This is a genomic window from Glycomyces algeriensis (assembly GCF_027622855.1).
In the GTDB taxonomy this organism is placed as follows: Bacteria; Actinomycetota; Actinomycetes; order Mycobacteriales; family Micromonosporaceae; genus Glycomyces; species Glycomyces algeriensis.
In genome coordinates this window covers 97,516-109,585 of the sequence record NZ_JAPZVR010000014.1, presented here as the reverse complement: position 1 = coordinate 109,585, position 12,070 = coordinate 97,516, and the positions used below count along the sequence as shown (strand labels likewise).

Sequence of the window (12,070 nt, the reverse complement as noted above, 5' to 3'; positions counted from 1 at the left end):
GTGCCCCCGGCAGGATTCGAACCTGCGACGCACGGTTTAGGAAACCGACGCTCTATCCCCTGAGCTACGGGGGCGGCAGTGCACGATTCTAGCCGACCCGCCCGGCGGGGGTGCCCGGCCGGTCCTGGGGCGCCGCCTCCGGAAGGTGCGAGGCGGTCTTTCCTTGCGCGCATGGACCTCGTAAATTGGACGGGTGAGCCCACACCCCCCGAAGCGGCCCGACAAGCTCACCGTCTTCGCCCGGTTCGCCCAGTACAAACTGCGCATACCGGTGATCGTCGCGGTGTGCGCCTCCGTCCCGGCCGTCTTCCTCACCGTCTGGACCGACGGGAACCTCGCGCTGACGGGCAAGGTCATCGGCTGGGCCGCCGGCGCCGTGCTCTGGTTCGAGTCCGTCATCCTCCTCCTCGCCGCCGAGCACAAGCGGGAATGGCTGTGGCGGCACAAGTGGATGCTCGTCGTCTGCGCGCTCACCCTCGTCAGCCTTGTCGCCGCCGCCGGCGGCGCGCAGGTCCTGCGCCTGGCCTACCTCGTCGGCACCATCCGGGCGCTGCGCGCCAAGCGCATCATCGACGCCGCCGGAGTCCTCGTGCGCCGCTTCAGCCTCGGCATCTGGTGGAAGTCGGGGCTGTTCACCGGCGCGGGCGTCGTCGCCGCCGCGGTCGCCGCTGTCCTCCTGCTCGACCCCGACGCGGAGTACCGCGAACTCCTCCACTGGCTCGACGCGAACCTGCGGCTCCTGCCGATCCTCGTCGCCGGAGCGATCCTCGCCGCCGCCACCTGGTTCGTCGTCCGCTCGCGCGCGACCGCCCGGACCGCAGTGGGACGCCCGGCCCTGCCGGAGCAGCGCCCGGCCGCCGAGGCCGCGCCGCTCGCCGCACCGGCGCGACTGCTCGACCCGGCGGAGTCCGCCGAAACCCCCTGACCGCCCGGCCGCCCGATCGTCCTTCCTCGACCCACCCTCCGGTTCGAGTAGGCTCGGGCGCGTGGATACCGACCTGATCACCTTGACCGGCCTGCGGGTGCACGGGCGCCACGGCGTGTTCGACCACGAACGGGAAGCGGGCCAGGACTTCATCATCGACGTCGCCCTGCGCACCTCGACCGCCGAAGCGGCCGCCAGCGACGACCTCGCCCACACCGTCGACTACGGCGCCCTCGCCGACAACCTCGCCGACATCGTCGCGGGCGAACCCGTCAACCTCATCGAGACCCTCGCCGAACGCCTCGCCGACGCCTGCCTCGCCCTCGACCGCGTCCGGTCGGCCGTCGTCACCGTCCACAAGCCGCAGGCCCCCATCGCCCAGCACTTCGCCGACGTCTCCGTAACCATCGAAAGGCTCGCCAAGTGACCACTCGCAAGCAGCCGAACCAGTGCCCGGCTCGCAGGCTTCGCCGAGAAGGGGGCAGCAGATGACCCGCGTCGTCTTCAGCATGGGATCCAACCTCGGCGACCGCCAGGCCGCCCTCACCGCCGCCCTCGAAGCCGTGAACCCCGCCGCCGTCTCCGAGGTCTACGAGACCCCGCCCTGGGGCGGCGACGACGAGCAGCCCACCTACTACAACATCGCCGTCATCGCCGACGACCCCGAACGCAGCGCCGAGGACTGGCTCGCCCTCGGCCAGCGCCTCGAAGCAGAGGCCGGCCGCGTCCGCGACCCCGAGCGGCCCTACGGTCCGCGCACCCTCGACGTCGACCTCATCGCCGTCACGGGCGACGACGGTGCGCCCGTCCTCTCCGACGAGCCCCGCCTCACCCTGCCCCACCCGCTCGCCCACCAGCGGGCGTTCGTGCTGGTCCCGTGGTTCGCGATCGACCGCGACGCGGAGCTGCCCGGACGCGGCCGGGTGAGGGAGCTGCTACGCGACGAGTCCGTGGCGGCGGACGCGCGTGCACTCCGCAGGCTCCACCCGATATGGTCGAAGCCATTATGAGACGTGACGACGAGCACGGTCCCCGACCGAGTCTGAAGCCGACCGCGCCGTCCACCCTCGCGGTGGTCGGCCTGATCGGGGCGGCACTCACCCTGCTGCTCGTCGCCCGCTACTACCAGCAGGCCCCCGAGCTCGCCTGGTACAACTCCGTGGTCCTGTTCGCGCTGGCGGCTCTGCTGGCGTGGATGGCCTGGACCACGCGGAAGACCCTGCGCCCCAGCCGAAGGCAGGCGCAGGCGGCGAGTGCGGGCGGTCTGCCGTCCCGCGCGCCCGGCAGGCTGGAGGGTCCGGAGCACGCGCTCCAGATCGCCCGTTTCGCGGTGCTGGCCAAGGCCGCCGCGATCGCCGGTGCCGCCTTCTTCGGCGCCTACCTGGGATTCACCGTGTGGCTCGCGGTCCAGTCCGGGCGCTTGACCGCCGCTGCGGAGGACCTGCCCTCAGCGGTCCTCGGCACTGTCGCGTGCGCCGCGCTCACGGCGGCCGCGCTCTGGCTCGAGCACTCCTGCCGCATTCCCCCGCAGGACGACGAGCGGCACGGCGAGGGTTCCCGCGAGCCGACCCGTCCCTGACCGACCCCCGACAGCTGGACCCATCCCCTATATCCCCCATATGTACGCGCGTTTAGAGGTGCGCCCCATGAAGTTTGACTCCCGCAGTGAAAGCACGGGTCGAAACGACGACTCGACCACGCTGATCAGAACTGACGCAGGGAAGTCGGCGCCGTCGGGCGACGACGAGACTCCCTCCGACCGCATGGCCGTCCACCTGGTCTGGGAGATCGGCCTCCTGCTCCTGGCGGGCGGCGTGCTGTTCGCCCTCACCCAGTCCGGTTCCGGTCCCTTCGCCGACGGCTCCTGGACCGGCTTCTTCGCGGCCCTGGCACCCGTGACCATGCTGGCCACCGCGATGGCGGTCTCGCTGCGCGTCGGCGCGGTCAACCTGGCGGCGGGCCCCATCGCCCTCATCGCCGCGTGGATGTTCGTGGACGCCTCCGGTTCCGGTGCGGCCATGGCGCTCGGCGTCGGCCTCGGCGTCGCGGCGTTCATCGGCATCGTCCTGGCGACCTTGACGGCCTGGCTCCGCGCCCCCGGGTGGGCTGCGAGCGGCGCGGTCGGCGGTGCGATCGGCCTGTGGGCCGGTTCCTCCGGCGACCCTTCGGCGTTCATGCTCGCCGAGCTGCCGTCGACGGGTGTGCTGGCCGCGCTCGGTGCGGCGGTCGGCGTGTCCCTGTTCCTCGGGCTCGTCGGCGCGTTCGGCGGCGTCCGGGCCCGGCTCGCGCCCATCCGCGAGACGCCGGCGGGGGAGCGGCACGGCCGCGGCGGTCTCGTCTTCTTCGGCGTGCTGCTCTCGTCGACGCTCGCCGGTGCCGCCGGTGTGGTGGCGGCGTGGACCTCGGTTCCCGAGGGCGGCGCTGCCGCGCTTCCGGACCCGATCCTGCTCACGGTGGTGGCGCTGGGTGCGGCGCTCGTCGGCGGCACCAGTCTCATGGGCCGGCGCGGCGGCGTGTGCGGCACCGCGTTCGCCGCGGCGCTCGTGCTCGGCCTGATGTGGCTCGCCGAGGGGCGCGGCTGGTCGTTCGATCCGAGCTGGATCGCCTTGGGCGCCATCGTGGCCGGGTTCCTGGTGACGCGTCTGGTCGAGGTCATGAACGCGGCGGACGAGGTCGAGGCGGCCTCCACCCGCCGCGCGGGTTCGATCGACGACCTGCGCGAGGACGACCCGCCCGCCGAGCGCGAGCGGACCGACGCGTTCGACCAGTACGACGAGGACTTCGCGGGCCTCGGTTCCGGGGGCGACCCTTGGACGACGAACACGGGCGGCCTCCGCACCACCGGGAGCATCCCGAAGCAGAGTGCGACGGCCGACCCCTTCGGCGCCTCCGGCGTCTTCGACGACCTGCGCGACGCCCCGCGCGACGGCTTCGGTCCGCCGCGCCACGGCCGCTGACCTCCCACAAAGGACGTACGCATGACCTACATCCCCCCTGAACGCGACGAACCCGCCCTCGACCAGACCCGCCAGCTCGAGTTCACGCCGCCGCCGATGCCGTCCACGGGCGACGGCGGTCCGGTGGACCCGTTCGTCGGCCGAGTGCATGAAGCCGCGGAGCCCGCCGAGCCGGTCCGGTCGACCCGCGACCGGGTCCTCTTCCAGTTCATCTGGGAGGGCATCCTCCTGCTGCTGACCTTGAACGCGCTGTTCCTGGTCTACCGCGACGAGGACGCCCTCTTCGGCGACGAGTTCGGGTCCCTGGCGGACGCTCTCGACCCGCACGCCCTCTATCTGACCCCGGTCCTGTTGGCGGCCTTGGCGATCGGGCTCTCCTTGCGCCTCGGCGCGGTGAACCTCGCGGTTCCCGCGATCGCGATCGTGGTCGGGTGGGTCGCCCGGCCGGTGGACGCGAACCTGTGGGTCCACGCGGGATTCGTCGCGGCGGCGGCCGTCGTGGCCGCGCTGGTCTACGTGCTGCTCGTGGCGGTCTTCCGGGTACCGCCGTGGTTCGCCGGTCTCGCATTGGCGGCCGCGTTCCTCGCCTCGACGCAGGCGATCGAGCGATTCGCGGAGTCGCGCGGGGTCGACTCGATCGCGATGTGGGACCCGCCGAACGGGGTGTACGTGTTCGCCGGTGCGGCCGTGCTCGCGGTGGCGGGCGGACTCATAGGCCTGCTTCCCGGGGTGCGCGACGGGTTCAGCGCGGTGAAGCGGATGGCCGACGGCGGCGAGCGCCGGGCGGGGGCCGTGTTCCTGCTCCTGGGCGGCACGGTCCTGTCGATGCTGCTCGCGGCGGCCGCGGGCTTCCTGATGTTCGCCTACACGCTCGCGCCGACCACGGAGCCGACCTCGCTCGGGTTCGGCCCGTATGGGATCGGCTCGGCCGCGATCGACCTGCAGCTGCTCGCGTTCGCCGCGGCGCTGCTGGGGGGCACGAGCCTGTGGGGCCGCCGCGGCGGCGTGCTCGGCACGGTGCTCGCGGTCCTCGCGGTGTGGGCCGGGATGGTCCTTTGGAACCACGCCATGGTCGAGGCCGGAGACGCTTCTTGGCAGGACGACTACGCGCCGCTGATCGACGTCGGCATCCTGTTCGTCGCCCTCTTCGTCTCGTTCGCGCTCGACCGCCTCGGTCAGCCGAAGGAGGCGATCGAACCTGAGGACCGCATTTACACGCAGGAGATGCGCCCGTTCGAGCCGATGGCGAACGGTCCCGACGGCACCGGTCTCTTCGAGCCGACCCTGCCGGACGCGAACGCCCAGCAGCGCTGATCGAACGAAGCGAGCGGCCGGTCACCCGAGCGGGAGGCCGGCCGCTCGCTCATGCGGCCGTTAGGGAAGCGCAGCGGCCGGGCGGCCCTTGCCGAAGGCGAGGTGGAGGGCGAGGCCGGCGAGGACCGTGCCCATGAAGTACCGCTGGGTCTTGAGCCAGAGCGGGCGCCGTCCGAGGAATGACGCGATGCCGCTGGCGCCGAAGACGAAGAGGCCGTTGAAGGTCACGCCGACCGCGATCTGGGTGAGCCCCAGGACCAGGCTCTGGAGCGCGACGGGCCCGCCCGCGGGGTCGATGAACTGTGGGAGCAGCGAGACGTAGAGGATCGCGATCTTCGGGTTGAGCAGGCTCGTGACCAGGCCCATCGTGAAGAGCTTCCGCGGCGAGTCCACCGGCAGCTCCTTGGGCGCGAACGCCGACGTGCCGCCCGGTCTCAGGGCCTGCCAGGCGAGCCAGAGCAGATAGGCGGCACCGGCGATCTTCAAGGCCGTGTACAGCGCCGGGACCAGCACGAAGACGGCGCTCAGCCCGGCCGTGGCCGCCACGAGGTAGACGCCGAACCCGGCGGCGACGCCGAGGAGCGAGACGTAGCCCGCCCGCCGCCCCTGCGCGATCGTCCGCGACACGAGGTAGATCATGTTCGGCCCCGGGGTGAGGACCATGCCGAGTGCGACGAGCCCGATCCCCGCGATCGCGGTCCATTCGACCATTGCCGCCTCCTCTGCGCGTGCTTGCGGACTCCCCGATGAGATCCCGCGGCCCCGCTTGCGGCCACCGGGTTCCCGGCCCGTGAGAGCGGCTACCAGCGCCACCAGAGGAAGCGGCGCTCGTAGCGGACCTTGACCCGGGCGTAGTGGATGCTTCCGGTGAGGCGGACGGCCGGGCCGTCGCCGCTCGCCCGGCTCCCGTTCACCACGCGGCCACCGTGCGGCTGCACGTTGTCGTCGACGGCGGTGGCGCCTCGCGGCAGGATGACCACGAGTCCCGAGTACTGCAGGTCCAGCTCGATCTCGGTTTCTCGGCTCGTGAACTGGGCGTGCCGGAAGTCGAGGACGGTCCGGCCGTACTGGGGCCTGACGGTGATGCGCGCGGGGACCTTCCAGGCGCCTTCTTTCCGCACCTTCGTGTAGGCGTGGGTCAGCTCGAGGTCCGGGACCGCCGACTCGGCCGCGCCGCCGATCGGGACCGCGAGCGCGCCGCCGGTCTTGGGGAGGTCGGTGAGCAGGTGCTCGACTTCGGCGAAGGTCTTGGCCTCGTACACCTGGCGGGAGCGCTCGGCGAACTCGTCGAGTTCGAGGCGGCCCTCCTCGGTCGCGGCGTGCAGGCGGCCGATGACGGCCTCGCGCTCGGCGTTGGAGATGCGGACATGCGGATCGGGGGTCGCCATCGCTCGTAACCTTCGCTTGCATCGGTGGGCCCGTCAAGCCTATCGGTTAATCGACGACGCCCTCAAACGACGATGACGCGGATGCCCGCTTCCTCGAACCCTCGCAGCTGCTCGGGAGGGGCGTTGCCGTCGGTGACGAGCGTGTGGACGCGGTCGGTCGGGCAGATGCGGGCGAACGCGTGGCCGCCGATCTTGGAGCCGTCCGCGATGACCACGACCTTGCGTGCGCGGGCGGCCATGAGGGCGTTTATCGCCGCCTCGCCTTCGTGGTGGCTGGTGGCGCCGAGCTTCATGTCGATGGCGTCGACGCCGAGGAACGCGATGTCGAGCGTGATCTCGCGCAGGATCGGCGCGGCGAGCGGGCCGATGAGCTCGTACGACTGGGGGCGGACCACGCCGCCCACGACGACCACCTTGAGATGGGGCCGGACGATGAGCTCGTTCGCGATGTTGAGGGCGTTGGTGACGATCGTCAGGCCGGTCGAGCCGGGGGTCGCGACCAGGTCGGTGCGGGTCGCGAGCGCCCGCGCGACCTCGGTGATGGTGGTGCCGCCGTTGAGGGCGATCACCTGCCCGGGGCTGACGAGGCCGGCCGCGGCGGTGCCGATGCGGTGCTTCTCCTCGACGTGCCGGGCGGTCTTGTAGCGCAGCGGGAGGTCGTACGAGATGCCGCCCGCGACGGCGCCGCCGCGGGTGCGGGTGATCATCTGCTGCTGGGAGAGCTGGTCGAAGTCGCGCCGGATGGTGGCCTGGGAGACGCCGAGCCGGTCGGCCGCTTCCTCCACTGTGATGCGTCCGGTCTCTGCGAGGATCTCCAGCAGGGTGTTCCACCGGGCATAGCGGTCCACGTCGCTCCTCGGGTCGGGATCGCGGCGGGCGAGCCGCGGTCTGCGCGATAGTGTTCGTTGTACGTCTTACGACGCTCGAGCGATGCTCAAGTCATGCTCGTGCGCTCACGATCATTGTGCCGCACCGGGGTGGGCCCATACACGCCGGATCGAATGGAAGGAGCGCCGTGGACGGCGTCTTGCTGCCGGCCGTGGGCCGAATCGTCACTCCCGACGGGATCGTCAACGGGACCCTGATCGTCGACGGCGACCGGTTCGAGGGGATCCTCGAACGCGAGGGCGAGCCGACCGGCTGGGTCCTGCCGGGGTTCGTCGACGTCCACTGCCACGGCGGCGGGGGCTTCTCGCTGGCCAACGGCGACCCGGAGTCGGCGCGCGGCGCCGCGGCGTTCCACGCCTCGCGAGGCACGACGACCCTGGTCGCGTCCCTGGTCTCGTCCACGCACGGGTTCCTGCTCGACGCGACGAGGGCGCTCAAGCCGCTGGTTGCGGACGGCACGCTCGCCGGGGTGCACTACGAGGGGCCGTACATCTCGGCCGCCAAATGCGGCGCGCACCGCGTCGAGGTGCTGCGCGACCCCGACCTCTCCGAGCTCACGGAGCTGATCGAGGCCGGGCAGCTGGACGGCAAGACCGGCGCGGTCAAGATGGTGACGATCGCCCCCGAGCTCGCTGGCGCGCTGGAGGCCATCGAGTTCCTGGACCAGCGCGGGGTCGTGCCCGCGATCGGGCACACGAACGCGAGCTGGGAGCAGACCGTCGCGGGGATCGACGCGGGCGCCCAGGCCGCCACGCACCTGTTCAACGCCATGCGCGCGTTCAACCACCGCGAGCCGGGCCCGATCCCGGCGCTGCTGGACGACGAGCGGATCTTCTCCGAGATCGTCGCCGACCCGGTCCACCTGCACCCGGGCACCATGCGCTTCGCGTTCGACACCTCGCTCCCGGCGTGGACGCTGCTGGTCTCCGACGCCATGGACGCGGCGGGCCTGGCCGACGGCCGCTACATGCTCGGGCGCCACGAGGTCGAGGTCGCCGAGGGCGTCGCCACGGTCGCCGGGACCGACGTCATCGCGGGCTCGACGATCACCCTGCTGGACGCGTTCCGCAACGCGGTGCGCCTGGCCGGGCAGTCGGTCGAGGCCGCTTCGCAGATGGCCTCGGCGACGCCCGCGGAGCTGCTCGGGCTCAGGGACGTCGGCGCGATCGAGACCGGGAAGTACGCCGACGCCGTGGTCCTCGACGACGACTTCAACCTCGTCTCGGTGATGCGCCGCGGCGCCTGGCTGCAGGTCTGAGGGACAACGCGCGACGGGCCGGGTGCGAATGCGCCCGGCCCGTCGTCTTTCCGCACGCAGTGATCGCACCGCTTCGGTGCTAGAACATCGGCGCCGCGTCGTACTGCATCCCGCCGCCCGCGCCGATGAGCACGTAGATGAGGCAGAACGTGAAGAACGAGGCGATGCCCAGCACCAGGCCGGTGATGGCGATCGGCTTGTTCGTGGCGATGCCCTTGTTCGCGCGGCTCCAGCCGACCGCGCCGAAGACGATCGCGAGGACGCCGAGCGGCCACGTGAAGGTGTTGAGCACCGGGATGAACGACAGCACAATCGCGACGATGCCGCAGATCAGGGCCGCCGTGCCGAGCCCGTTGCGCGGCTCCTGGCCCCGCAGCGGCCCCTCGGCGTTGTAGGCCGGAGGCGGCGGGGGCGGCGGCGGGACCGCGCCTCCCGAGTAGGGGTTGTAGCCGGCGCTTCCCGACGGCGAGACCCCCGGTCCGGCGCCCGGCGGCGGAGGCGCGGGCGGGATGCCGCCGAACGGCCGGTCGGAGGGCGCCTGCGGGGTTTCCCCAGGGGTCCCGGATGGCCTCTCGGAGGTCTCCCACCCTGCGTCGTCCGGTCTCGGCTCATCCGGCGTCTCGCCCGGCGTCGTCCCGTGCGGCGGGTGCGGGACCCCTTCGGGGTTCGCCCCGGGCGGGTTCCAGCCCGGTTCCGGTCCGGACGGGTCCGGGCCCGGCTGGTTCCCCGAGAACGGGGTCCCGCCGTCCTCGGTCTCGTCGCGCCGTTCGGGTTCCGGCGGTTCGGGTTCGGATGGCCCCGGGTTCGGCGGGTACGTCGTCATGGCGGCCTCCTCGGCTGGTGAGGGCGCTCGGCCCCGATGTCCCGCAAGGTAGACCACATCACCCGTGTCCCGTGGGGATTCACGGGAACCGGTGGCCCCGCAGGCCCCGCCCGTCCGACCAGGCAGGGCATTCGAGAACTCTGCTCGGATTTTTTGCGGTTAGGGGTTTACTACCCGTCAGTAGACGGGTAGAAATGAGTTACGGATCCGGAAGGACTTCCCGGGGACAAGCTCTCCGCAGATCGGAAGGATTCGTGCACCGCCGCCGAGCACCCACGTGCGACCTGAGCCGTCGGGAGGCACAGCGGGACCAGCCACCATGGGGCCAGTCACCGCTATAAAGACTTCACGCTTGGTAACTCGGTCGGAAGTGCAGTACGTTGCGAGCGGCCCAGTCGAGGCAGTAACCGACTGGGCCGTGTCGTTGTCCGCAGCCGGGTCCCGCCCCCGCTCCGATGCGGCTGTGGCCGAACTGACTGGGAATGTCGAGGCGAGGCTGCAAGAATGGCCTCGATGACCACGATCGAACCCGGCTGGTACCCGGACCCCGCCGACCCGGCCACGCAACGCTACTGGGACGGCGGCGCCTGGGTCGGCAAACCCGTCCCCGCCGACGCCGAGCCCCCCGCCGAACCCGAACCGGTCGACCCCGAACCGGAACCCCTCCCGGTGTCCGCAAAGGACGCCGCCACGCCGGACCCTCCGGTGGAGACCCTCCCCATGGACCGCCGCTACGGCGACGGGCCCCCGCCGCGCGTCATCCAGCGCGTCCCCGGCGCGGTGCAGCCGCCCGACACCGTCCCGATCCGCTCCCTCGGCGTCACCGTCGGCTGGATCACCCGCCACGACATCCACCGCATCCTCGGCGGCCGCGTCCTCGCCCACCCCGGCCAGCGCTTCGTCGCCCGCATCGTCGACGTGCTCTGCATGCTGGCCCTCAACGCGGTTGTCAACGGCTACTTCATCTACCAGATGTGGCAGACCTTCTGGCCCTACTTCCTCGAGGTCGCCGCCTCCACGAACCCCGGGGACGTCCCCGTCCCCTCGCGCCTGTCCGACCAGCTGTGGGTCGTGCTGCTCATCGCCCTCGGCCTCTGGTTCGCCTACGAGGTCCCCGCGACCCTCAACACCGGGCAGACGCTCGGCAAGCGGCTCATGGAGATCAAGGTCGTCTCGCTCGCGCCCGTGGACCTCGGCTGGGGCCGGCTGCTGCTGCGGTGGTCGTACGCCGCGCTGCCGCTGATCTGCTTCCCGTTCGGCGCGGTGCTGTGGATCCTCGACGGGATATGGTGCATCCGAGACCAACCCTTCCGCCAATGCCTGCACGACAAATCCCCTGGCACAGCCGTCGTCGATGTGAGCGGCGAGAAGGCCGACACTGAGAAGGAGCCCTCACGATGAGCGACCCTCTGCGTGAAGACCTCGCATCCATCCCGCGCTACGTTCCCGGCAAGGCGATCCCTGACGCCGTGAAGCTCTCGAGCAACGAAGTGCCCTACGGCCCGCTCCCCGGCGTGGTCGAAGCGGTCGCCGACGCCGCCGAGAACGTCCACCGCTACCCCGACCTCGGCGTCGTCGAACTGCGGGGCGTGCTCGCCCAGCGGCTCGGCCTGCCTGCCGAGCGCATCGTGACCGGCACCGGCTCGGTCGCCCTCATCGGCCACCTCATGCAGGCGGTCGCGAAACCCGGCAGTGAAGTCGTCTACTCCTGGCGCTCCTTCGAGGCCTACCCGATCGCGGCCACCGTCGCCGGGCTCAAGAGCGTCCAGGTGCCGAACACCCCCGACCACCGCCACGACATCGACGCCATGCTCGCCGCGGTCGGACCCGACACCCGCGCCATCGTGATCTGCAGCCCCAACAACCCCACGGGCCCTGCCGTCACGGCCGACGAGCTCGACCGGGTCTTCGCCTCGGTCCCCGAGGACGTGCTCGTCGTGATCGACGAGGCCTACCGCGAGTTCGTGACCGACCCGGCCTGCCCGGACGCGATCGAGCGCTACGCGGACCGCCCGAACGCGGTCGTCTTCCGCACCTTCTCCAAGGCGTGGGGCCTGGCCGGCCTGCGCGTGGGCTACATGGTGGCCCGCCCCGACGTGGCCGACGCGGTGAGCCGGTGCGTGATCCCCTTCGCCGTCAACGCGGCCGCGCAGCGGGCCGCGCTCGCGGCGCTCGAAGCGGACGGCGAGATGCGCCGCCGGGTCGCGCTGGTGACCTCGGAGCGCAAGCGCACCGTCATGGCCGCAAGGGAACTGGTGCCGGACGTGCCGGACACGCAGGCGAACTTCTTCTGGCTGCCCTTGGGCGAGCGCGCGGTCGAGTTCGCCGCGCACTGCCAGGAGCGCTCACTCCTGGTGCGGCCCTTCGCGGGCGACGGCGTCCGGGTGACCATCGGCCTGCCCGAGGAGAACGACGCGCTGCTCGAGGCGCTGCGCGCGTTCGTCGAGGACTGAGCCGAGAACCCTTGCGAGGCAAGGAGAATGCGGCCCCGGTTATGGAGCCGCCTGCAGAAATGTG

At 71.6% G+C, this 12,070-nt stretch carries 13 protein-coding genes and 1 tRNA gene; 9 read left to right on the top strand and 5 right to left on the bottom strand.

Annotated features, from left to right (window positions below):
• Window position 1: 1 nt before the first annotated feature.
• Window positions 2-74, bottom strand: a tRNA-Arg gene (locus O2L52_RS20485).
• Between the two features lie 119 nt (window positions 75-193).
• Here O2L52_RS20485 and O2L52_RS20480 point away from each other — a divergent pair.
• The 6 genes from O2L52_RS20480 to O2L52_RS20455 all read left to right on the top strand — a co-directional run bounded on the left by O2L52_RS20480 (window position 194) and on the right by O2L52_RS20455 (window position 5,196).
• On the top strand, window positions 194-925 hold the full coding sequence (locus O2L52_RS20480; RefSeq protein ID WP_270117859.1) for a hypothetical protein: 732 nt from the start codon (window positions 194-196) through the stop codon (window positions 923-925).
• Between the two features lie 61 nt (window positions 926-986).
• Entirely contained in the window at window positions 987-1,352 is a 366-nt protein-coding gene (gene folB, locus O2L52_RS20475; RefSeq protein WP_270117858.1) for a dihydroneopterin aldolase, read from the top strand.
• Between the two features lie 61 nt (window positions 1,353-1,413).
• Window positions 1,414-1,935: a 2-amino-4-hydroxy-6-hydroxymethyldihydropteridine diphosphokinase gene (gene folK / locus O2L52_RS20470; RefSeq protein ID WP_270117857.1), complete on the top strand. Its 522-nt coding sequence runs from the start codon at window positions 1,414-1,416 to the stop codon at window positions 1,933-1,935.
• Window positions 1,932-2,504, top strand: a complete 573-nt coding sequence (locus tag O2L52_RS20465) for a DUF3180 family protein (RefSeq protein ID WP_270117855.1) — start codon at window positions 1,932-1,934, stop codon at window positions 2,502-2,504. The genes folK and O2L52_RS20465 overlap by 4 nt, the downstream gene beginning before the upstream one ends.
• 67 nt (window positions 2,505-2,571) lie before the next feature.
• Window positions 2,572-3,882, top strand: a complete 1,311-nt coding sequence (locus O2L52_RS20460) for an ABC transporter permease (RefSeq protein WP_270117853.1) — start codon at window positions 2,572-2,574, stop codon at window positions 3,880-3,882.
• 21 nt (window positions 3,883-3,903) lie between these two features.
• A complete protein-coding gene (locus tag O2L52_RS20455; RefSeq protein WP_270117852.1) occupies window positions 3,904-5,196 on the top strand; it encodes a hypothetical protein in 1,293 nt (430 codons plus the stop codon).
• A 60-nt stretch (window positions 5,197-5,256) separates the two neighbouring features.
• Here O2L52_RS20455 and O2L52_RS20450 read toward each other — a convergent pair whose 3' ends face one another.
• The 3 genes from O2L52_RS20450 to O2L52_RS20440 all read right to left on the bottom strand — a co-directional run bounded on the left by O2L52_RS20450 (window position 5,257) and on the right by O2L52_RS20440 (window position 7,432).
• Window positions 5,257-5,907, bottom strand: coding sequence for a LysE family translocator (locus O2L52_RS20450; protein ID WP_270117851.1), 651 nt, complete (start codon window positions 5,905-5,907; stop codon window positions 5,257-5,259).
• Between the two features lie 89 nt (window positions 5,908-5,996).
• On the bottom strand, window positions 5,997-6,584 hold the full coding sequence (locus O2L52_RS20445) for a DUF1707 SHOCT-like domain-containing protein (protein WP_270117850.1): 588 nt from the start codon (window positions 6,582-6,584) through the stop codon (window positions 5,997-5,999).
• A gap of 62 nt (window positions 6,585-6,646) precedes the next feature.
• The gene (locus O2L52_RS20440; protein WP_270117849.1) at window positions 6,647-7,432 is read right to left on the bottom strand and encodes a DeoR/GlpR family DNA-binding transcription regulator; all 786 of its coding nucleotides are present in this window, start codon (window positions 7,430-7,432) and stop codon (window positions 6,647-6,649) included.
• A gap of 167 nt (window positions 7,433-7,599) precedes the next feature.
• Here O2L52_RS20440 and nagA point away from each other — a divergent pair, with 167 nt between their 5' ends.
• Window positions 7,600-8,730 (top strand): N-acetylglucosamine-6-phosphate deacetylase, encoded by a 1,131-nt coding sequence (gene nagA / locus O2L52_RS20435; RefSeq protein WP_270117848.1) that lies wholly within the window; start codon window positions 7,600-7,602, stop codon window positions 8,728-8,730.
• A gap of 79 nt (window positions 8,731-8,809) precedes the next feature.
• On the opposite strand, the gene O2L52_RS20430 is transcribed toward nagA, so the two are convergent.
• On the bottom strand, window positions 8,810-9,553 hold the full coding sequence (locus tag O2L52_RS20430; protein ID WP_270117847.1) for a DUF4190 domain-containing protein: 744 nt from the start codon (window positions 9,551-9,553) through the stop codon (window positions 8,810-8,812).
• A 513-nt stretch (window positions 9,554-10,066) separates the two neighbouring features.
• Between O2L52_RS20430 and O2L52_RS20425 the strand changes: the two genes are divergently transcribed.
• Together O2L52_RS20425 and hisC are read left to right on the top strand one after the other, a co-directional pair.
• On the top strand, window positions 10,067-10,954 hold the full coding sequence (locus O2L52_RS20425; RefSeq protein WP_270117846.1) for an RDD family protein: 888 nt from the start codon (window positions 10,067-10,069) through the stop codon (window positions 10,952-10,954).
• Window positions 10,951-12,006: a histidinol-phosphate transaminase gene (hisC, locus tag O2L52_RS20420; protein ID WP_270117845.1), complete on the top strand. Its 1,056-nt coding sequence runs from the start codon at window positions 10,951-10,953 to the stop codon at window positions 12,004-12,006. Before O2L52_RS20425 ends, hisC begins: the two co-directional genes overlap by 4 nt.
• The last annotated feature ends 64 nt before the right edge of the window (window positions 12,007-12,070 follow it).